Source organism: Roseibium sediminicola (assembly GCF_023156505.1).
In the GTDB taxonomy this organism is placed as follows: domain Bacteria; phylum Pseudomonadota; class Alphaproteobacteria; order Rhizobiales; family Stappiaceae; genus Roseibium; species Roseibium sediminicola.
Genome location: NZ_JALNMJ010000008.1, coordinates 95,157 through 115,716, shown reverse-complemented (window position 1 = coordinate 115,716; position 20,560 = coordinate 95,157). Strand labels below are relative to the sequence as shown.

Below are 20,560 nucleotides of genomic sequence, written 5' to 3'. Positions count from 1 at the left end.
GGTCCTGCGCAAAATCCGGCGCGCGGTCCGGTCAGATTCGGAAAGCCGCGCGCCGCAGACGATGGAAAAGAAGCTTACTTCTGGGCGTCCGTCAGAGGAATGCCGGCTTCTTCGTAGTAGCGCACTGCGCCGGGATGGATCTTGCCGGTGATGTTGGCCATCAGGCCCTGGTCAACCCCGTTCCACCAGGGGGCTTCCTCACCCATCTTGGCCTTTTCTTCCCAGAAGGTCTTGGTCAGCGCATAGGCCGTATCGTCATCCATGGCGGTGGTCGTGAAGGCCGCGACCGGCAGAGACGTGGTGACGATATCCGCTTCCTGGCCCGAATAGGTACCGGCCGGAATGACCAGCTTGGTGCGCTTGGTCTCGGCGATCTGATCGTCGGAAAGCGACAGAACATTGACGCCGGTCGAGGCGGCCGCCTCGATCACGTTGGGCGCCGGCCAGGAACCGGCAGTTACGAAGCCGTCGATCTGGCCGTTCTTCAAAGCCGCGACGGCGTTGGAAAGTTCCACTTCGGCCAGGTTCACCTTGCCTTCGAGCCCAAACAGCTTGAGGTATTTCTCGCCTTCATTGGCCCCGAACGAGCCCTTGCCAAGCAGGATCGTCTTGCCTTCCAGACCGGCGAAGTCCGTGACGCCGCTATCCGCCGACATGACAAAATGCATGGTCAGCGACGGGATCGGAAACAGGGCGCGGATCTCGTCGAACTTGGGATCGCCCTTGCCTTCGAACATCGCCTTGCCGCCCTGGGCCAGGGACACGAGCACCGGCGGCGTCGTGAACACATAGTCACCCCCACGCGCGCGCGCTTCCATGACGTTCTGGACGGACCCCTGGCTCTCTTCGACGGTGACGATCATCTCGCCATTGCTGCCGGCCTTTACGGCCTCAGCGATCTGAACGCCCATCTGGTAATAGGACGATGCGGATTTCGCGGATTTATAGGTGATGCGCGTTTCGGCCTGCACCTGTGTGATACCCAGGGCAAGCGCCAGGGCAAAGCCCAGCTTCAAAAGACTGTTTGACATGATGTTCTCCCAGAAAGTCTGGAAGACTATGCCGGGTTCAAAGACGTGGCAACGCGTTTTCACCTCGATCCGGTACGCCCACCAGAACGCCTTCCGAGCAATGAGGGTCATTTGACCGAGACGCGCTGGAAACAGAAAAGCCGCCGGCTGGGTCCAGCCGGCGGCTCTTGATCATGGTCCCGGACAGGGCGGCCTATTTGGTGTCTTCTTCGTCCGCGTCGCCGGTTTCGGCAGTCTCCGCATCTTCATCGGCTTCATCAGCACTTTCGCCGGCATCAGCGTCAGCGGCCGCGTCTTCGCTCTCGCCGCTTTCGAAGACGGAACCGGCATCCATATCGGCAGCCTCTTCTTCAGCAGGCGCGGACTTCAGGGAACCCAGGTTGGCAAAGACGGCATCTGCATCGATTTCCTCTTCTTCCTCGCGCTTGATCGGCTGGCTCGGATCGAAGGAGAAGGCGGCTGCAATCGCATCGTCACTGGTCGTGTCCTCGACCGGCATCAAGGTCTCTTCCGCGCCGGCGACCGGCTGCGGCAGGTTCTTGGCGCCTTTTTCGACTTCCATGTCCAGTTCCAGCTGGCTGCAGAGGCCGAGTGTCACCGGATCGGACGGCGTCAGGTTGGCCGAATTCCAGTGGGTGCGGTCACGGATGGCGGCGATCGTCGGCTTCGTCGTGCCGACCAGGCGCATGATCTGCGCGTCTTTCAGTTCCGGATGGTTGCGCACCAGCCACAGGATGGCATTCGGGCGGTCCTGACGGCGGGACACCGGCGTGTAGCGCGGACCTTTGCGTTTGGTTTCCGGCACCACCACCTTGGAGCCCTGCAGCTTCAGCTGATAGTTCGGATCCTTCTGAGCCTTTTCGACTTCTTCGCGGGTCAGCTGGCCGGTCAGGATCGGGTCGAGGCCCTTGATCCCCTGCGCGGCTTCGCCATCGGCAATCGCCTTGACCTCAAGCGGGTGCAGCTTGCAGAAGCTGGCGATCTGCGTGAAGCTCAGCGCGGTGTTGTCAACGAGCCAGACGGCGGTTGCCTTCGGCATCAGCGGCGTGTTCGCCATCGGATAAATTCCTCTCGTCTGCTCCATCGCCCGGCAGGGCGAAAAAGCGGTGTTCCATAGTCAGTTTCCTGGGAAGTGGCCGGAATATAGGAGAAATCCGGGGGAAACGCAAATGGCAACGCACAATTTGCGTTTCCCCCGTTTCAGCCCGCGATCAGACCTCCACCGTCAGGACGATTTTGCCAATATGGCCAGAGCTTTCCATGCGCCGGTGCGCCTCCGCCGCCTGCTCCAGCGGAAAAGTCGAATCCATCACCGGACCGACCTTGCCCGAATCGATCAGCGGCCAGACCTTGTCGCGCAGGCTGTCGGCGATGGCCGTCTTGAAGGCGTCGCTGCGCGGCCGGAGCGTGGAGCCCGTATGGGTCAGCCGCTTGACCATGAGGCGGGAGAAATTCACGTTCTCGGAAATGCCGTTCAAGGTTGCGATCTGGCAAATACGCCCCTCGACCGCCGCCGCCTTCCAGTTCCGTTCCACATAGTCGCCGCCGACCATGTCGAGGATCACGTCGACACCTTCGCCACCGGTGATCTCCAGGATGACTTTCTCAAAGGCCGCCTCCCGGTAATTGATCGCGTGATCCGCACCGAGTTTCCTGACCGCCTCCGCCTTGTTCTCCGAACCGACGGTGGTGAACACCTCCACACCGAAGGCCTTGGCCAGCTGGATCGCCGTCGTGCCGATCCCGGACGTGCCGCCATGCACCAGGAAGCGTTCACCGGCCTTCAGCCCGCACCGGTCGAAAACGTTGGTCCAGACAGTGAAGAAGGTTTCCGGCAAGGCTGCGGCCTCGACCATGGTGAGGCCTTGCGGGATGGGCAGGGCGTGACCCTCGGGCACCTTGCAAAATTCGGCATAGCCTCCGCCGGGCGCCAGCGCCGTGACCCGGGTGCCGACCGGATGGCGCGCCGCGCCTTCGCCGCACGCCACCACCTCGCCGGAGACTTCGAGCCCGGGCAGGTCGGACGCGCCCTTGGGCGGCGGATAAGCCCCCTTGCGCTGAAGCACGTCCGGCCGGTTCACGCCCGCGGCCGCCACCCGGATCAGGATCTCCCCCGGTCCCAATTCGGGAATCGGCCGCACCTCCGGTTTCAGGACGTCCGGCCCGCCCGGGGCCGAAATCGCGACAACCGTCATGCTTTCCGGCAGTTTTTGCATGGGGGCGCTTCCTTTTTGGTTCATTTTGGGACTGACTAGGCGAACTGTGCCTGGCATATGGTAAACTGTCACCTATCTATCTGCCGGAAACCGGACCGGACAGGCAAGCCGTTCAGGACCTGCCTGACACATGCTTGGGAACGAGACAATGAGCCTATTTGATGATGATGTCCCCAGAAAATCCGCGGGCGGTGCCGTCACCGTAGGGGAAGATTTGTCGCGCCTGTCCGAGGAAGAGCTGTCGGAGCGGATCGAGGCTTTGAGTGCGGAAATTAACCGTACGCAGAAGGAACTTGAACAACGCGGCACTATTCGCAATGCAGCCGATGCGTTCTTCCAGAAATAACCTGTAAATTGTTACGAGATTTATGCAATTTGAGCCAATTTGGCACTGATCACAGTAAACGAGGTAGGTAAAAATTTACTCGTTTACCTCTTATTAATCTTTCCAAAGTATAAATTTAGCTATCCAGTCATCTGGATGTGAGTGGCTCCTGTCCACTCTGTTTGACGCCTCCCTGTTAAAGACTCAGAGCCGCAACCGTGCGGCTCTTTTTTTTGCGCTCGCCTCATAGTATCTTGTCAAAGCTCTGGTTAACGGCCGAGTTTCCAGCTGTCTGGCACGCGCTTTGCTGGATATAGGCCATGAAGACCTGCATCGTTCCAAAAAGGGACACCTTTCACGGGATGTCGTATCCCGGGACAGTTCAAGAAGAGATGCAGGGGCAACCGGAAGAGTAACTGAGGCGTAGCAATCCAATGACGGAAGACACGAACAAAGCCGGTGAACACGTTGGCGCTGTGCATATCGCGCATCATCTTGCCAGCTCGGACAACTTCCAGAGCCTGTTCCAGGAGGGCATGTCGCTGGTCGAGGAGACCGCGATGTATCTGGACGGCGAAGGCCGCGACGAAGCAAAGCAGCTGCCGCGCCCGGCCTCCCTGGCCTATGCGACCGAATCCATGCGCCTGACCACCCGTCTGATGCAGCTCGCCTCCTGGCTCTTGCTGCAGCGCGCGGTCAACGAAGGTGAAATGTCCCGCGAACAGGCCGGCAGCGACAAGAACAAGGTGCGCCTCGACAAGCTTTCCAGCGCGACCGGCGGCCCGGTCTGGGACGAACTGCCGACAACCCTGCGCGAGCTGGTCGAGCGCTCCACACGCCTTCAGGAACGGGTCGTGCATCTCGACACCATGCTCTACCGCAAGTCCGAGGAACAGGCCGAGGAAGCTACCAACGACAACCCGGTTGCCTCCCAGCTCAACAAGCTGCACGCCGCCTTCGGCCAGCTCGGTTGAGACCGGAAAGAACCTTCCGAATTCTTGAAAAGCCGCCGCCAGGCGGCTTTTTTGTTGGTCACATGCTTGATGATAAGCGGTTGCCCACCCCTCTTCCACTGGGCGTCAAGACCGGCGACTTGGCAGAGCAGATTGCACGGGTTGCCGACATTTTTGCGGCCGACGCAGTATACCCCCACCCCTACCCCCTCCCCACAAGGGGGAGGGGGATCAAGCTGTGCCAAGTCGCTCGCAACTGAGAACATTGCGCGTGGTGACTTGGCCTCCCTTCGGGTGCGCGCTGCCTGCGTCTCCCTCCCCCTTGTGGGGAGGGAACAAGGGTGGGAGTCAGCGGCGCAGCCGCCACATCGAAGCCAAATGAGCCCAACTTGCCTCCGGTCCGGACAGCTTGGAAGCGAGCTCTTTTGCGCACCAAATCCGAACCACAAACACAAAAAACCCGGCCGCAAGGCCGGGTTCTTCGTTTGAAGCTGTCGAAGGCTGGAGCTTAGGAGCCCAGGAAACCTGCGAACTTGTTCTTGAACCGGGACACGCGGCCGCCGCGGTCCATCAGCTGACGGTCGCCGCCGGTCCATGCCGGGTGCGACGTCGGGTCGATGTCGAGCGTCAGGGTGTCGCCTTCCGCGCCATAGGTGGAGCGGGTGGTGTATTCGGTGCCATCGGTCATGACGACCTTGATGGTGTGGTAGTCGGGATGGATATCCGCTTTCATGGCCGGTCCTTTCAAACGCCCCGCAACCGTCTTTCCGGGAAAGAAGCTGTCTGGCGCAAAACGAAATGAAGGGCCGCCGATCCGGATGCGGACGCCGCCCTCAGAAACATGAGGCGGGGATATACCCCAAGGCAGCCTGCAAGACAAGGGGCATTTTCCGCCATTTTTACCCCTGTCCAGCAAAGGAATTCCGTGACGGCTCCTGCACTCTGTTTCCGGCGCTCCACAAAAGTCAAAGACATTGAGCGTTCCGGCGAACATGGTATGAGGGGACACAAACAACAAGGAGAGCCCTGTGGCCGACGCGTCTGCTTCCAACGCCCAGACCCAGAACGGAAAAACCCGCAAATCTCTGCGGCCACTGACCCGCCTTCTACCTTACCTCGCCCGGCACAAGGTCATGGTGGGCGCCGCGATCGCCGCCCTGTTCTCGGCAGCACTGATCACGCTGGTGCTGCCGGCGGCCGTCCGCCGCATGATCGACTATGGCTTTGGCGCCGACGATCCGGCGCTGGTGAATTCGTATTTTGCCGTTCTGATCGTGGTCGTCTGTGCGCTCGCGACCGCCAGCTCCGTGCGCTATTTCCTGGTCATGTGGATCGGTGAACGGGTCGTATCGGAAGTCCGCTCCGATGTCTTCGCCCATATGACAAGGCTCAGCGCCTCTTTTTACGACGGCGCCAAATCCGGCGAGATCCTGTCACGGCTGACCGCCGACACAACTCAGATCAAGGCCGCCTTCGGCGCCAGCGCCTCACTCGCCATGCGCAACCTGATCATGTTCATGGGCGCTGCCGTGATGATGGTGGTCACCAGCCCGCGCCTCTCCGTGATCGTGCTCGCCGCCATTCCGGTCATTCTCATTCCCATTCTGGGATTCGGCCGCCAGGTGCGCAAACGCTCTCGCTTCGCCCAGGATACGCTCGCTGATGCGTCCGCCTATGCCAGCGAGATGCTTGGCTCGGTCAAGACCCTTCAGGCCTTCACCCATGAGGACAGAAGCGCCGGGCGCTATGCCGCTTCCGTCGAGGCCGCCTTCCAGGCCGCGCGCAAGGCGATCATGGCGCGGGCGGCGCTGACCGGCTTTGCCATCATGGTGATCGGCGCCAGCATCGTCGCCGTCCTGTGGATCGGCGCCAGCGACGTGTTCTCCGGCCGCATCACGGGCGGCGAACTCAGCCAGTTCCTGCTCTATTCCATCCTGGCTGCCGGATCGCTCGCCGCCCTCTCCGAGGTCTGGGGCGAACTGTCACAGGCGGCCGGTGCCGCCGAGCGCCTGTCCGAACTGCTCGACATCGAGCCGGAAATCGCCGCGCCCGCCCATCCGGTCGCCCTGCCGGAAACACCGCGCGGCGCCATTCACTTCGACAAGGTTTCCTTCGCCTATCGCAATGCCGAGCACATGCCGGTGGTGCGCGACCTCGACCTCAGCATCGCCCCTGGCGAGACCGTTGCCGTGGTCGGCCCGTCCGGGGCCGGCAAGTCGACCCTCTTCAGCCTGCTGATGCGCTTTTACGACCCCGTCTCCGGTGCCATTCGCCTGAACGGCGCCAGCCTGACCGATCTTGACCCGCAGGACCTGCGCCGGCATATCGCCCTGGTTCCCCAGGACACGGCCATCTTCGGTGCCAGCATTGCCGAAAACATTGCCTATGGCCGGCCCGAGGCCAGCCGCGAGGAGGTGGTCGCGGCCGCCCGGGCCGCCCTTGCCGCACCCTTCATCGACGCCATGGCGGATGGCTATGACACCATGGTCGGCGAACGCGGCGTAACGCTCTCCGGCGGCCAGCGCCAGCGCATCGCGATTGCCCGCGCAGTCCTGAAGGACGCACCCGTGCTGCTTCTGGACGAAGCCACCAGCGCCCTTGACGCGGAAAGCGAACGGCTGGTGCAACAGGCGCTCGACAAGCTGATGGAGGGCCGCACCACGCTGGTGATCGCCCATCGCCTGGCAACCGTGCTCAAGGCCGACCGGATCGTGGTGATGGAAGACGGCCGCATCGTCGAGACCGGCACCCACGCCGACCTCAGCGCAGCCGGTGGCCTCTATGCCAAGCTCGCCCGCCTGCAGTTCGGCGCGGAAAAGGAAGCGGCGGCGGTTTAGAGCGTTTCAGGGAAAGCGCAGCAAGCTAGCCATCAAGGATCGGTCCGGCACAGCCTGATCCCCCTCCCCCTTGTGGGTGTACAGACCGGGGACAAGGTGGACGGAGACGCAAGTAGCGATCTGCGTTGGCGGATGCCAAGTCATCATGCGCCGCTCCTTCCCGCCTGAAGCGACTTGCGCGGTCTGCTTCCCTCTCCCCGCTTCGGGAAAGGCGACAGCCGCGCAACCGGCAAAGGATCCAGGCGCACGCTTGACCAAAAGCGCTAATTCGCCTCAAACGTCGTCGGGAACCGCGACGGTGTAGTTGAGCGGCATGCGGCCGCCGTCGGCGAAGATGGTCTGGCCGGTGACGTAGCTTGCATCGCTGGAAGCCAAAAACGCGGCGACGCCGGCGATTTCGGACGGCTCGCCGATGCGCAGCATCGGAGTGCGCGACATGATCCGGTTCTTGGCGGCCGGATCGGAATTCACCGAGGCCAGCATCTCCGTCATGATCGAACCCGGGCCGATGGCATTGACGCGAATGCCGTATTGAGCGAGCGACAGAGCCGCGGTCTTGGTCAGCTGGGTCAGGCCACCCTTGGAAACGCAGTAAGGCACCTGGTTCGGGATCGCCAGGACGGAATTCACCGAAGACATGTTGATGATGCAGCCCGGCGCACCGCCGCCCTGCACTTTTTCGACCATGTGCCGCGCGACCGCCTGGGCGCACAGAAACGCGCCCTTCAGGTTGATCGACAGGACCCGCTCGAAATCCTCTTCTTCCAGATCGAGGAAATCGGCGCCGACAACGATGCCGGCATTGTTGACCAGGATGTCGATGTCGCCATAGGCGTTGAGGGTCTCCGCCACCAGATTGCGCACGTCAAGCCGCTCGGAAACGTTGCAATGGATATACATTGCCTCGCCCTGGCTTTTCAGATCTTCCGCGGCGGCTTCGCCGGCATCGTCATCGACATCGGCAATGACGACTTTTGCCCCATCGGCGACAAAACGCTTGGCAACGGCAAACCCGATTCCACGGGCTGCGCCGGTGATGATGGCGACCTTATTCTCCAAAGACACGGAAACCTCACGGCTGCTAGAGTAATCTCGTCCGCGCAAAACGGCGCGGGCCGCGCTGCGGCGGCCCGACCATAAGTGGCAAAATCGGCTCTGTCGATGGCCCTTGTGGGACTCCAGCAACGTCACCTGGGAGTGTTATGCCGAAATTCCGTGGGATTTCAGGGCGTCGCTGATTTCATCCAGAATCGCTGGATCGTCGATCGTTGCCGGCATCTTGTAGCTTTCTCCGTCCGCAATCTGGCGCATGGTGCCGCGCAGGATCTTGCCGGATCGTGTTTTCGGCAACCGATCCACCGTGATCGCGATCTTGAAGGCGGCCACCGGGCCGATCTTCTCACGCACCAGTTTCACCAGTTCCTTCTCGATGTCGTCGTGGGATCTTTCGACACCGGCCTTCAGCACCACGAAACCGCAGGGCAGTTGGCCTTTCAGCTTGTCGGCAATACCGATCACGGCGCATTCGGCCACGTCCGGATGGGTGGCGAGCACCTCCTCCATGCCTCCGGTCGACAGGCGGTGGCCGGCGACATTGATGATGTCGTCGGTGCGCGCCATGATCGACAGGTAGCCGTCGTCGTCGATCACACCGGCATCCGCGGTTTTGTAGTAGCCTGGGAATTCTGCCAGATAGGCGTCGAAGAAGCGCTTGTCCGCGTTCCAGAGCGTCGGCAGGCAGCCCGGCGGCATCGGCAGCTTGACGACAATGTTGCCAAGTGTGTTCGGGCCGAGCGGATGGCCGGCATCGTCGAGCACCTGGACGTCATAACCGGGCATTGGCACGGTCGGCGAGCCGGGCTTGACCGGCAGCGCGCCGAGGCCGAGCGGATTGCCGACGATGCACCAGCCGGTTTCCGTCTGCCACCAGTGGTCGATCACCGGCACCTGCAGCTGGTCGATCGCCCAGTTGACCGTTTCCGGATCGGCGCGCTCGCCGGCCAGGAACAGGGAGCGAAACTGGGAAAGATCGTATTTCTGGATCAGTTCGCCATTCGGGTCTTCCTTGCGGATCGCCCGGAAGGCCGTCGGCGCAGTGAAGAGCGACACCACGTTGTGGTCGGAGATCACCCGCCAGAACGTGCCGGCATCCGGCGTTCCCACCGGTTTTCCCTCGAACACGATGGTGGTGCAGCCATGCAGCAGCGGCGCGTAGCAGATATAGGAATGCCCGACCACCCAGCCGACATCTGAGGCTGCCCAGAACACCTCGCCCGGCTCGACGTCGTAAAGGTTCTTCATCGACCATTTCAGCGACACCATGTGGCCGCCATTGTCGCGCACCACGCCCTTGGGCTGGCCGGTCGTGCCTGAAGTGTAAAGAATATAGAGCGGGTCGGTCGCCTTGACCGGCACCGGCGCGATCCGGCGCCCGGCGGCAACCGCATCTTCCACAAGCTTGCCGAGATCGTGGTCGCGCGCCTGCCCAAGGTCCGCGGCCAGCTCCTCCCGCTGGAACACCAGGCAGCTTTCCGGCTTGTGCTTTGACAGTTCGATGGCCTTGTCGAGCAGAGGTTTGTAGGCGATCACCCGGCCCGGTTCCAGACCGCAGGAGGCAGCGATGATCGCTTTCGGCGTGGCGTCGTCTATGCGGGTCGCCAGCTCGTTGGCGGCAAAACCGCCGAAGACGACGGAATGGATCACGCCGAGGCGGGCGCAGGCCAGCATGGCCATCACCGCCTGCGGGATCATCGGCATGTAGATGATGGCGCGGTCGCCCTTCTGAAGGCCCTGATCGGCCAATACACAGGCAAAGGCCTCGACCTCTTCCAGCAGTTCCGCGTAGGTGTAGCTGGCGGTCTTGCCGGTGATCGGGCTGTCATAGATCAGCGCCGGTTGACCCGGACGGCCGCGTTCCACATGCCGGTCGAGACAATTATAGCAGGTGTTGCATTCCCAGTCGGGAAACCAGCGGCCATATTGCCCCTGGTCCGGATCGAACACCTTGTCGGTCGTCGAGACCCAGTCGATCTCGCCCGCGGCCGATTTCCAGAACCCGAGCGGGTCGTCTTTCCAGCCCTGATAGACCTCGTGATACCGGCTTGCCATGATGTGTCCTCCCAAACAGCCGACCGGGGGATCGCGCCCCGGCATTTGCGGCCTAGAGTGCTGTAAGGGAACCTGAAAAGGCAAGCCTAGCCGTTTAGACAATTAGACGGTCGGGACTTTACGTAAGCCCTCTGGCGTGATTGTCTGCCGGTCCCTTCTAGGGTCAGGACCCATTAATTTGGGTAAAATGGTAGGGATGAATTTGTTCGGATACGAGGCGCAAAGCTGCAGGAAACCGTCCGGTTTCCCAAGATTTGCAACGACGTTGCCGGGCAAATTCACCCTATCCCGGAGGGACGCAAAACGGCTTTGATTTGCTGCGTCAAACCGCTTAACCGGGCATGAAGCCCGCTTTTCGCGATTTTCCTTGCAACTCGAAGCCGCTTGTTGCGCCATTTCGATCAGATTAGTGAGTCCTGACCCTAAGTTTTCCGTCACGACAGCCTGCCCATGACCCCAATTGCCGATCCCTGGTTTTATGCGGCCGCCATTCCGGCGGTGTTTTTTGTCGGCCTCTCCAAGGGCGGCTTCGGCGGCACCTTCGCCATGCTCGGCGTACCGATCATGGCGCTCGTCATTTCGCCACTTCAGGCCGCCGGCATCATGCTGCCCATCCTGATCGTCATGGATATCGTCGCGCTGCTTGCCTATCGCGGCCGTGCCGACTGGAAATGCCTGAGCATTCTGCTGCCCGCCGCGGTTCTCGGCATCGGCATCGGCTGGGCCACGGCTGCCTATGTCAACGACGCCTTCGTGCTTTTTCTGATCGGCGTCATGTCGCTGACCTTCGTCGCGGATTACCTCTTCAAGCAGCGCAAAGTCACCAGCGCCGCAGCGCATAATCTGCCAAAGGGCACGTTCTGGGGCACGGTTGCCGGCTTCACCAGCTTCATCAGCCACACAGGCGGCCCTCCATTCCAGATGTATATGCTGCCGCTGCGGCTGGCGCCCATGCTGTTCGCGGGCACCGCTGTCATCTTCTTCGCCGCCGTGAACGCCATCAAGCTGGTGCCCTATTTCCTGCTGGGCCAGTTCGACAGCACCAACCTGTCGACCTCGGTGACCCTGTTCCCGGTTGCCCTTGTGGCGACCCTGGTGGGGGTCTGGCTGGTTCGGGTCGTCAAGGCGGAAACGTTCTACGCCATCATCTACATCTTCATGGGACTGATCGGCGCCAAACTGACCTATGACGGGCTGATGGGACTGCTGGCATGACGGTTTTGACGAAAAGCTGACCGCAAGGCGAATTGCACCAGCGACCGTTTCCGGCTTTCATGTCCGAAAAGGATCCGGGAGGATGATCATGGACGCTGCCGCCAATCCGTTCACGCAGGGGCTCGACAAGACCACGGCCAATTACGCCGCGCTCAGCCCGCTCAGCTTTCTGGCGCGCGCGGCCGATGTCTTTCCGGAAACCATTGCGATCGTGCACGGCGAACAGCGGACCGACTACCGCACCTTCTATGCCCGCGCGCGCCGTCTCGGCTCGGCCCTGACCAGGCTCGGAATCGGCAAGAACGACACGGTCAGTGTCATGCTCTCCAACGTGCCGCCGATGCTGGAGGCCCATTACGGTGTCCCGATGGCAGGCGCGGTGCTGCATTCCATGAACACGCGGCTCGACGCGGCGATCATCGCCTTTCAGCTGGACCACGCCAACTGCAAGGTGCTGATCACCGACCGGGAATTTGCCCCGGTGATCAAGGAGGCCTTGACGCTCGCCAGTCTCGATCCGGTGGTGATCGACTATTCCGATCCGGAATTCCCGCAGGACGGCGAGCGTCTCGGCACGCTCGACTACGAGGAATTCGTGCAGACCGGCGACCCTGCATTTGCCTGGGCTCTGCCCGAAGACGAATGGGACGCGATCTCGCTCAACTACACCTCCGGCACGACCGGCAACCCGAAAGGCGTCGTCTATCACCACCGCGGCGCCTACCTGCTGGCCCAGGCCAATGTCATCACGGCGTCCATGGCCAAGCACCCGGTCTATCTGTGGACCCTGCCGATGTTCCACTGCAATGGCTGGTGTTTTCCCTGGTCGCTGTCGCTCGTCGCCGGCACCCATGTGTGTCTGCGCTGGGTGCGGCCGCAGACCATGTGGGACCTGATTGCCGACGAGGGCGTCACCCATCTGTGCGGTGCGCCGATCATCATGTCGACGCTGCTGAACGCTGCCCCGGACCAGAAGCGCGACCTTGACCGCGAGGTCGAGTTCTTCACCGCCGCAGCCCCGCCGCCGGAAAGCGTGCTGGCGGCCATGAAAACCGCCGGCTTCAACGTCACCCACCTCTATGGATTGACCGAAGTCTACGGCCCCGCGGTCGTCAATGACTGGAAGAGGGAATGGGACACCCTTTCGGCCACACAGCAGGCCCAGAAGAAAGCCCGCCAGGGTGTGCGCTACGTTGCCCTGGAGGACCTGACCGTCCTGAACCCGGAAACGCTCGAGCCGGTGCCGGCCGATGGCGAGACCCTTGGCGAAGTCATGTTCCGAGGCAACGTGGTCATGAAGGGCTACCTCAAGAACCCGGAGGCTACCGACAAGGCCTTCAAGGGCGGCTGGTTCCATTCCGGCGACCTCGGCGTCCTGCACCCGGACGGCTATATCCAATTGAAGGACCGGTCCAAGGACATCATCATCTCGGGCGGCGAAAACATTTCCTCGATCGAGGTCGAGGAGGTTCTTTACAAACATCCCGACGTGACGGCGGCGGCCGTGGTCGCGCGGCCGGACGAAAAATGGGGCGAAACCCCATGCGCCTTCGTGGAAATGAAATCCGGTTCGACGGTGAGCGAAGCCGACCTGATCGCCTTCTGCCGTGAGCATCTGGCCAGTTTCAAGGCTCCCAAGACCGTTGTTTTCCGCGAGCTGCCCAAGACCTCGACCGGCAAGATCCAGAAATTCGAGCTCCGCGAACAGGCCAAGGCGCTTTAAGGGAAGAGACTTGGCTCGGCCTTCGCTGAAACCTTAAGCGTCATCCTGAGGAGCCGCGTCAGCGGCGTCTCGAAGGATCCGCAACTTGTTCCGGTCCTCGTGGCCCATCCTTCGAGACGGACCTGACGGTCCTCCTCGGGATGACGATGAGAGTGTTGACAGGTTTTCGACTTGGGTCTGCCGGCATTGGAAGAAATCCGGCCAACCGTTCAAAACCTCTGCCCCTCAATAAAACAAAAACGCCGCGCTGAGCGCGGCGTTTCGAATTCACGGGTTCAAGCGTCAGTGGAGTGTTACATCCTGGCGTATTCGCTCGATCTCGTCCTTGATCTTCAGTTTTTGTCGTTTCATGTCAGCCAATTTCAGGGAGTCAGTACTCGGATGCAACTGAGCGTCTTCGATCTTGCGTTCCATTTCCTGATGACGGCGCTCGAGTTCTGCGAGATGCGACTGCATTGACATGGAAAAACCTCCTGTCTGTTGGCTCAACATTTTCATCGTGCCACAGAAAATCCGGCCTTGTCGATTGTTGAATCCGCATACCTGAAGCGTTTCGCCGTCAAATAACGCATTCTCGCCGATATCCTTAGGAAACCCTGAAAAAGCGCCCGGAATTAACCAGTTCTAAACTCACGAAAAATCCCCTTGAAAGATTTGCCAGTTCACAAGTTTTCCAAGCCGGACTTTTTCTGAACCGCTTATCCGGCCTTCAAACCGCCCATGCGGGTGAAAGCCGACATCGGGCTTGCCAAAGATGCTATCTTGCCCGGCATCGGCAAAATGGATTAGGACTCAGGGTCAGGACTTATCAATTTGAATGAAATGGTAGGGATGAATTTGTTCGGATACGAGGCGCAAAGCTGCAGGAAACCTTTCGGTTTCCAAAGTTTTGCAACGATGTTGCCGGGCAAATTCACCCTATCCTGGAGGGACGCAAAAACGGCTTTGATTTGCTGCGTCAAACCGCTCAACCGGGCATGAAGCCCGCTTTTCGCGCTTTTCCTTGCAACTCGTCGCCGTTTGTTGCGCCATTTCACTCAAATTGATAAGTCCTGACCCGAAGTCCGTTTTGGGGGACATGCATGGCGCAACAGGACAGTGAAGCATTGCGGATGGAGCTGGCGCAGCTTCGTCAGGAGCACAGGGATCTTGACGTCGCCGTCGAAGCGCTGGCGGCGACATCGAACCACGATGCTTTGCAGTTGCAGCGGCTTAAGAAAAAGAAGCTGATGATCAAGGACCGGATCTCGGTTCTTGAAGACCAGTTGTTTCCGGACATCATCGCCTGACGGGATCTTTGCCGAAAAGATTCCAAGCCAATTCAAAAAGCGGCTGTTTTCCGGCGATTCGCGCTTGCGATGTGCGGCTTGCTGCCTATACTCCGCGGCTCTTCTGAGCCGGCGGGAAATTGGAGCGCGAAATGGCACAAGCGGATGTCGCAATCATCATGGGCAGTCAGTCCGACTGGCCGACTATGAAACACGCGGCCGACACGCTCGATCAGCTGGGCGTCAGCTACGAGGCGCGCATTGTCTCCGCCCACCGCACGCCGGACCGCATGTACGACTTTGCAAAAAGCGCGAAGGCAGAGGGTTTCAAGATCATCATCGCAGGTGCCGGTGGCGCAGCTCACCTGCCGGGCATGACGGCGGCGCTGACCCCGCTGCCGGTTTTTGGCGTGCCGGTGGAAAGCCGGGCCCTCTCCGGCGAGGACAGCCTCCTGTCGATCGTGCAGATGCCGGCCGGCATTCCGGTTGGAACACTTGCCATCGGCAAGGCGGGGGCCACCAATGCCGCGCTGCTGGCGGCTGCCGTGCTCGGCCTGACCGATGAAGCTGTTGCCACGGCGCTGGACAGCTACCGCGCCGAACGCACCGCCGCGGTTGCCGATACGCCAAGCGACTCCGATTGAGGCCGGACAGACCCGGCAGGAACAGGATTGCCCACGATGAGCGAAAAGACCCGTCTGCGCCCAGGCGACACAATCGGCATTCTCGGCGGCGGCCAGCTCGGCCGCATGCTGGCCCAATCGGCCGCCAGCCTCGGCCTCAAGACCCACATTTTCTGCCCGGACCCGGCAAGCCCCGCTTTTGACGTCAGCGACACCTTTACCGTCGCGCCTTACGAGGACACGGACGCGCTCGACCTGTTTGCCGGCGCGGTCTCTGTGGTCACCTACGAATTCGAGAACGTTCCCGGCCCGACAGCGGCGCATCTCGACGCCAGGGTGCCGGTGCGGCCGGGTGTGCGTGCCCTGGAAGTTTCCCAGGACCGCCTGTCGGAAAAACAGTTCCTCTCGAGCGCAGGCGTCGCCATCGCCGGTTTTGCGGACATCAACAGCCAGGCCGATCTTGACGCCGCGCTGGAGCGTCTTGGCGGCAAGGGCGTCCTGAAGACCCGCCGCTTCGGGTATGACGGCAAGGGTCAGCAGATGATCCGCGCCGCGGGCGACGCAGAAGGCGCTTTCGACAAGCTGGGCGCCGTGCCGGCGGTGCTGGAACAGCTGATCGCCTTTGACTGCGAGGTCTCGGTGATCGTTGCCCGGGATGTCGACGGCCGCACCGCCTGCTACGACCTTGCCCGCAACCACCATGAAAACCACATCCTGAAAACCTCGACCGTCCCGGCTGGTGTCTCCGAATCGACGGCCTCGGCCGCCCGCGCCATGGCGGAACAGATCGTCACCGGTCTCGATTATGTCGGTGTGATGGGTGTCGAGATGTTCCTGGTGCGCGACGGAGACGGCGAACGGCTTTTGGTCAACGAGATTGCCCCGCGCGTGCACAATTCCGGTCACTGGACCCAGGATGCCTGCCTCTGCTCGCAGTTCGACCAGCACATCCGCGCGGTTGCGGGCTGGCCGCTCGGTTCGGCGGAGCGGCATTCCGACGCCGTCATGGAAAACCTGATCGGCGAAGACACCAATTGCTGGGAGCGGGTTCTGAACGAGGCCAACGCCCGGCTGCATCTTTACGGCAAGGCGGAAATCCGCTCCGGCCGCAAGATGGGTCATGTCAACCGGATTTCGCCAAAGGCCGGCTGAGCAATCAGCCGGTCACCAGTCCGAGTTTTTCGCGTCTGGCAAAGCGCAAATTGGCGAGCACGGCGACGGACGCAAGGCCGCCCGCCAGACCGCACCAGACGCCGACACCGCCCCACCCGGCCAGGAAGCCGAGGCCGAGCGACAGGCTGATGCCGACCACCCAATAGCCGAACAGCGCGTAGAACAGCGGGATGGTGGTATCGCCAAGACCGCGCAGATTGTTGACGCCGATGATCTGGCCGCCATCGGCCAGCTGGAACAGCGCCGCGACCAGCAGGAACGAGACCCCGTAGCTGAGGACCTCCTGCGCCTGCGGATCGTCAAGGTCGAGGTAGAAGCCGATAAGGGTTTCCGGAATGGTCCAGAACAAGACGGCAAATGACCCCATGAAAAGGACGGTCACAACGAGTGAGGTCCAGCCCGCGCGGCCGACACCGGCATGATCTCCCCGTCCAGCGGCCAGGCTGACCCGGGTCATGGCGGCCACCGAAAGGCCAACCGGCACCATGAAAGTGATCGAGGCGATCTGCAGGGCGATGCCGTGACCGGCAAGCGGCAGGGTGCCGAGCCAGCCGATCATGATCGCGGAGGCGGTGAACAGCGACCCTTCCGCGATGATGGTCAGTGCGATCGGCGTCCCCATGCGAACGATCTGGAAGAAGACCGGCCAGTCCGAGCGCCAAATCCGCCCGAGAATATTATAGCGCCGGAGCTTGGGATGCAGCAGCGCATAGGCGAACAGGAACAGGCATGTGGTCGCCGCGCTGAACACCGAGGCGATGCCCGCACCTACCAGCTCGAGCCTCGGAAAGCCGAACTCGCCGAAGATCAACAGGTAGTCCAGGATCGCATTGACAATGGCCCCGGCGATCGTCGCCAGCAGAACCACCTGCGTCCGCTCCATGACAGTCAGAAAGCCGCGCACCGCCATGATCAACAGCGCTGGCAGCATCGTCCATTGCAGAAAGAGCATGTAGACGCCCGCGAGTTCCGCGAGCTTGGGTTCCTGACCAAGGGCCACCAGAATCGGTTCGATGAACAGCAGAACGATCCAGACCGGGAGACAGAACAGGACGGACACCCAGAAGCCCATGCGGACCGCACGGCGCAGGTCGCGCGGCTTGCGCTGTCCGCGTGCCCTGGCCGCAAGCGGGATCACCGCCTGCAGCACGCCCATACCGAAGAACCACAAGAGCATGTAGAAATTGAAGGCCAGCACGGACGCCGCCAGCTCTTCCGCGCCCAGGCGTCCAATCATCAGGACGTCGGTGGTGTTGATCGCCATCTGCGCCAGTTGCGCACCGGCAAGCGGCAGGCCGAGTGCCAGGGTCGGCAGGATGTCGCTCCGCCACAGCGAAGCGCCCTTGTCCGAATCGGACACCCTTGACGCGGACTGCGCCATCGTTTCCTCCAGCAATGTGGGCGAGACCCGGCATTTCTTTTAAATTTTTACGGCCGGGGTGGGACACCCACCACTAAAGGTGATAAACGTTGAAGTCCACTCCGTTTTCGCTGGCGCCCTGACGGCAGATTCTGGCGCAAAGAGTCCGAATTCTTCGCGAATGACTGTGGACACATCAAAAATGCTCTGGTATTAAGCCCGCCAATAGTGAGCGACGCGTCAGCGGCGATTAGGTTCCTGTACACATGTGAACGCACGGTACATCGAGAGTTTCGGTGAGTGTTGACTGCGTGTCTTGGGGAGCAGTCGCACGGATCGTTGGCCAGACCTCGCTTAAATCAAAGTCCATTCTGGCTGCGGATCCTCCGCGGCGCATCGAAAACGGGAAAAAACGCGTGCAGGTTCTGGTTCGCGACAATAATGTCGATCAAGCGCTGAAGGCGCTGAAGAAAAAGATGCAGCGCGAAGGCATCTTCCGTGAAATGAAACTTCGCGGTCACTTTGAAAAACCGTCTGAAAAGAAGGCACGCGAAAAGGCTGAAGCCATTCGCCGTGCGCGCAAGCTGGCTCGCAAGCGGGCACAGCGCGAAGGTCTTCTCCCGGGCAAATCCGCTCGCCGCTAATCCGGCTTGAGTGTGCCCGGCGGCTTGGGCCGCCACTCTCGACAAGAATGCCCTGAGGCCGACCGACATCCCGGTCGGCTTTTGGCGTTTGGCCGAGAAGGCTCAGCTAAGGGCGCGAACGCTCGAACAAGGCCACATTACCGCCCAATTGGAGGCAGATGAACGGCATGTCCAATCGCTTGACTGTTGTAAGAGATCGTCTGTGCCGCATGCGCAAATTTCTGCCTCACGCCACCTTGTTCAGCCTGGCTACCCTTCTGGCTGCCTGTAACACAGCGGGCGTCTATAACGATGTTCCGGTCAATACCTCCGCTGGGTCATCGACGAACATCGCCTCATTGAGTGCGGTGATCGAGGCAAATCCGTCGGATGCCAACGCCTATAGCACGCGCGGCATCGCTTACGGCCAGGCAGGCAAGCTCGACAATGCCGTCGAGGATTTCAATCGCGCGCTGCAGCTCAACCCGCAGTCCTACCAGACCTACGCCAACCGGGCGCTGGTCTACCGCCGGATGGGCCGGACTCAGGAGGCCATCGCCGACTATACCCGCGCGATCAACATCAAGCCGGACTATGACGTCGCCTATGTCGGCCGCGGCAACATCTATCGCCAGCAGGGCAATTACAGCGCCGCCCTCGCCGATTTCAATTCGGTCATCGCCCGTGACAGCTCCGATGCCCGCGCCTTCTACAATCGCGGCCTGATCTACCAGGCCCAGAACCAGGACCAGCGCGCAATCGAGGATTTCGCCACCGCCATCGGCCTCAACCCGAAGGCCAGCGCGCCCTACATTGCCCGCGGCATTTCCTATCTGGCAGTCAACGATCCGAATGCGGCATTCTCAGATCTGTCCATGGCCGTGAACCTGGACCGCGAAAGCTCCGTCGCCTGGGCCAATCGCGGCGTGGCGCTCGAGAAGCTCGGCAAGGCCACCGACGCGCGCCGCAACTACACCCGTGCGATCACCCTGGACAATTCCAACCAGGTGGCCCGCGACGGCCTCGGCCGCCTCGGCCGAGGCTGATCAGAACGGGCAGCCTGCCTGAAAGCGGACTCGCTCTCCCCCAAGCGGATGATGCAGTTCCAGGCTTTCCGCATGTAGTGCCAGCCGGTCCGATGCCGCGAGCGCCTCTCCGGTGGCATAGAAACGATCTCCCACAATCGGATGTCCAATCGCCAGCATGTGCACCCGGAGCTGATGCGAGCGCCCGGTATGCGGATACAGCCGGACCCGGGTGATACGGTCTCCGCGCTCGATCACCTGCCAGCGCGTCAGTGCCGGTTTGCCGAATGCGTGGCTGACCATCTGTTTTGGCCGGTTTGGCCAGTCGCAGATCAGCGGCAGGTCAACCTCTCCGGCGTCCTGCACGGGGCTGCCCCAGATATTCGCGACATATGTCTTTTGCGTCTTGCGGCGCTCGAATTGCAGGCCAAGATGGCGGTGGGCAGCCGGGTTCATGGCCAGAACCATGACGCCGGACGTGTCCATGTCGAGCCGGTGCACGATCCGCGCCGCTGGAAACCGCTTCTGCGCGCGGCTTTCAATACAGTCCGAATGCTCCGCCGCCTTGCCGGGAACGCTCAGCAGACCGCTGGGCTTGTCCAGCACCAGAAGGTCGTCATCCGCATGCAGAACCTGGAGATAGGGTACTAGCGGCGGCGCGTAGAGGAATTCGCTGGGCGCAGGCTGGTTCATAACGCTGTTTCTAAACTTGCCCCCGACAAAACAAAAGGCGCGGCCAGGACCGCGCCTCATCCCTTTGACGGGAATTCTCTGACCAGAAGGATCAGACCGTCAGAATGGCCAGAACACCGGTCAGCACAAACACCAGCGCGGGTGGGATCCAGCCGGAAGCGCCCAGGGCCAGGCCGATGGCGGAAGAAACCAGCATGGCAATCAGCATCAGCCAGCCGAAGACGGTGGCAGCCGTGCCGCCAAAAGCGAACATGATCAGGCACAGCACGATGGTCAGACACGCAATGGTGCCGACCTTGGAGAAGTTGATGAACCCCTCGTAAGTCTGCTCGTGAGCGTCATAGTCCATTGCGGGCGCGGTATCGTCAGACATGAAGTCCCCCAGGA

At 61.4% G+C, this 20,560-nt stretch carries 19 protein-coding genes and 1 pseudogene; 10 read left to right on the top strand and 10 right to left on the bottom strand.

The window, feature by feature from the left end; translation table 11 throughout:
- Nucleotides 1-74 precede the first annotated feature (74 nt).
- The 3 genes and pseudogenes from M0H32_RS13260 to M0H32_RS13250 all read right to left on the bottom strand — a co-directional run bounded on the left by M0H32_RS13260 (nt 75) and on the right by M0H32_RS13250 (nt 3,247).
- Nucleotides 75-1,031, bottom strand: coding sequence for a TAXI family TRAP transporter solute-binding subunit (locus tag M0H32_RS13260; protein WP_248154696.1), 957 nt, complete (start codon nt 1,029-1,031; stop codon nt 75-77).
- 334 nt (nt 1,032-1,365) lie between these two features.
- Nucleotides 1,366-2,088: pseudogene (locus M0H32_RS13255) on the bottom strand (DUF1013 domain-containing protein); the annotation flags it as partial.
- Between the two features lie 154 nt (nt 2,089-2,242).
- Nucleotides 2,243-3,247, bottom strand: a complete 1,005-nt coding sequence (locus M0H32_RS13250; RefSeq protein WP_248154694.1) for an NAD(P)H-quinone oxidoreductase — start codon at nt 3,245-3,247, stop codon at nt 2,243-2,245.
- Between the two features lie 148 nt (nt 3,248-3,395).
- Here M0H32_RS13250 and M0H32_RS13245 point away from each other — a divergent pair, with 148 nt between their 5' ends.
- A complete protein-coding gene (locus M0H32_RS13245; protein ID WP_248154692.1) occupies nt 3,396-3,593 on the top strand; it encodes a DUF1192 domain-containing protein in 198 nt (65 codons plus the stop codon).
- Nucleotides 3,594-4,006: 413 nt separating this feature from the next.
- Entirely contained in the window at nt 4,007-4,546 is a 540-nt protein-coding gene (gene rcdA / locus M0H32_RS13240; protein WP_248154690.1) for a protease adaptor protein RcdA, read from the top strand.
- A 487-nt stretch (nt 4,547-5,033) separates the two neighbouring features.
- Here the strand turns inward: rcdA and rpmE are convergent, their stop codons facing one another.
- A complete protein-coding gene (rpmE, locus tag M0H32_RS13235; protein ID WP_006932159.1) occupies nt 5,034-5,258 on the bottom strand; it encodes a 50S ribosomal protein L31 in 225 nt (74 codons plus the stop codon).
- A gap of 295 nt (nt 5,259-5,553) precedes the next feature.
- Between rpmE and M0H32_RS13230 the strand changes: the two genes are divergently transcribed.
- Entirely contained in the window at nt 5,554-7,362 is a 1,809-nt protein-coding gene (locus M0H32_RS13230; protein ID WP_248154688.1) for an ABC transporter transmembrane domain-containing protein, read from the top strand.
- Nucleotides 7,363-7,635: 273 nt separating this feature from the next.
- Here M0H32_RS13230 and M0H32_RS13225 read toward each other — a convergent pair whose 3' ends face one another.
- Together M0H32_RS13225 and M0H32_RS13220 are read right to left on the bottom strand one after the other, a co-directional pair.
- Nucleotides 7,636-8,427 (bottom strand): SDR family NAD(P)-dependent oxidoreductase, encoded by a 792-nt coding sequence (locus tag M0H32_RS13225; protein ID WP_248154686.1) that lies wholly within the window; start codon nt 8,425-8,427, stop codon nt 7,636-7,638.
- Between the two features lie 135 nt (nt 8,428-8,562).
- On the bottom strand, nt 8,563-10,470 hold the full coding sequence (locus M0H32_RS13220; RefSeq protein WP_248154684.1) for a propionyl-CoA synthetase: 1,908 nt from the start codon (nt 10,468-10,470) through the stop codon (nt 8,563-8,565).
- A gap of 450 nt (nt 10,471-10,920) precedes the next feature.
- Here M0H32_RS13220 and M0H32_RS13215 point away from each other — a divergent pair, with 450 nt between their 5' ends.
- Both M0H32_RS13215 and M0H32_RS13210 read left to right on the top strand, forming a co-directional pair.
- A complete protein-coding gene (locus tag M0H32_RS13215; RefSeq protein WP_248154682.1) occupies nt 10,921-11,685 on the top strand; it encodes a sulfite exporter TauE/SafE family protein in 765 nt (254 codons plus the stop codon).
- An 82-nt stretch (nt 11,686-11,767) separates the two neighbouring features.
- Complete coding sequence (locus tag M0H32_RS13210) at nt 11,768-13,408, top strand: acyl-CoA synthetase (RefSeq protein ID WP_248154680.1); 1,641 nt, start codon at nt 11,768-11,770, stop codon at nt 13,406-13,408.
- Nucleotides 13,409-13,690: 282 nt separating this feature from the next.
- Here the strand turns inward: M0H32_RS13210 and M0H32_RS13205 are convergent, their stop codons facing one another.
- Nucleotides 13,691-13,870 carry a YdcH family protein gene (locus M0H32_RS13205; protein WP_248154678.1) on the bottom strand — a complete coding sequence of 60 codons (180 nt, stop codon included), beginning with the start codon at nt 13,868-13,870 and terminating at the stop codon, nt 13,691-13,693.
- A gap of 620 nt (nt 13,871-14,490) precedes the next feature.
- Here M0H32_RS13205 and M0H32_RS13200 point away from each other — a divergent pair.
- From M0H32_RS13200 to M0H32_RS13190, 3 genes are all read left to right on the top strand, one after another.
- Entirely contained in the window at nt 14,491-14,697 is a 207-nt protein-coding gene (locus M0H32_RS13200; RefSeq protein WP_248154676.1) for a YdcH family protein, read from the top strand.
- Nucleotides 14,698-14,828: 131 nt separating this feature from the next.
- A complete protein-coding gene (gene purE / locus M0H32_RS13195; RefSeq protein WP_248154674.1) occupies nt 14,829-15,320 on the top strand; it encodes a 5-(carboxyamino)imidazole ribonucleotide mutase in 492 nt (163 codons plus the stop codon).
- Nucleotides 15,321-15,356: 36 nt separating this feature from the next.
- Nucleotides 15,357-16,451, top strand: a complete 1,095-nt coding sequence (locus M0H32_RS13190) for a 5-(carboxyamino)imidazole ribonucleotide synthase (RefSeq protein WP_248154672.1) — start codon at nt 15,357-15,359, stop codon at nt 16,449-16,451.
- A 4-nt stretch (nt 16,452-16,455) separates the two neighbouring features.
- Here M0H32_RS13190 and M0H32_RS13185 read toward each other — a convergent pair whose 3' ends face one another.
- A complete protein-coding gene (locus M0H32_RS13185; RefSeq protein WP_248154670.1) occupies nt 16,456-17,853 on the bottom strand; it encodes an MATE family efflux transporter in 1,398 nt (465 codons plus the stop codon).
- 395 nt (nt 17,854-18,248) lie between these two features.
- On the opposite strand from M0H32_RS13185, the gene rpsU reads away from it, so the two are divergent.
- Entirely contained in the window at nt 18,249-18,476 is a 228-nt protein-coding gene (gene rpsU / locus M0H32_RS13180; RefSeq protein WP_008188883.1) for a 30S ribosomal protein S21, read from the top strand.
- Nucleotides 18,477-18,685: 209 nt separating this feature from the next.
- Complete coding sequence (locus M0H32_RS13175; protein WP_248154668.1) at nt 18,686-19,501, top strand: tetratricopeptide repeat protein; 816 nt, start codon at nt 18,686-18,688, stop codon at nt 19,499-19,501.
- On the opposite strand, the gene M0H32_RS13170 is transcribed toward M0H32_RS13175, so the two are convergent.
- Both M0H32_RS13170 and M0H32_RS13165 read right to left on the bottom strand, forming a co-directional pair.
- Nucleotides 19,502-20,173: a pseudouridine synthase gene (locus M0H32_RS13170; protein ID WP_248154666.1), complete on the bottom strand. Its 672-nt coding sequence runs from the start codon at nt 20,171-20,173 to the stop codon at nt 19,502-19,504.
- Nucleotides 20,174-20,264: 91 nt separating this feature from the next.
- The gene (locus tag M0H32_RS13165; RefSeq protein ID WP_248154664.1) at nt 20,265-20,546 is read right to left on the bottom strand and encodes an aa3-type cytochrome c oxidase subunit IV; all 282 of its coding nucleotides are present in this window, start codon (nt 20,544-20,546) and stop codon (nt 20,265-20,267) included.
- Nucleotides 20,547-20,560 lie beyond the last annotated feature (14 nt).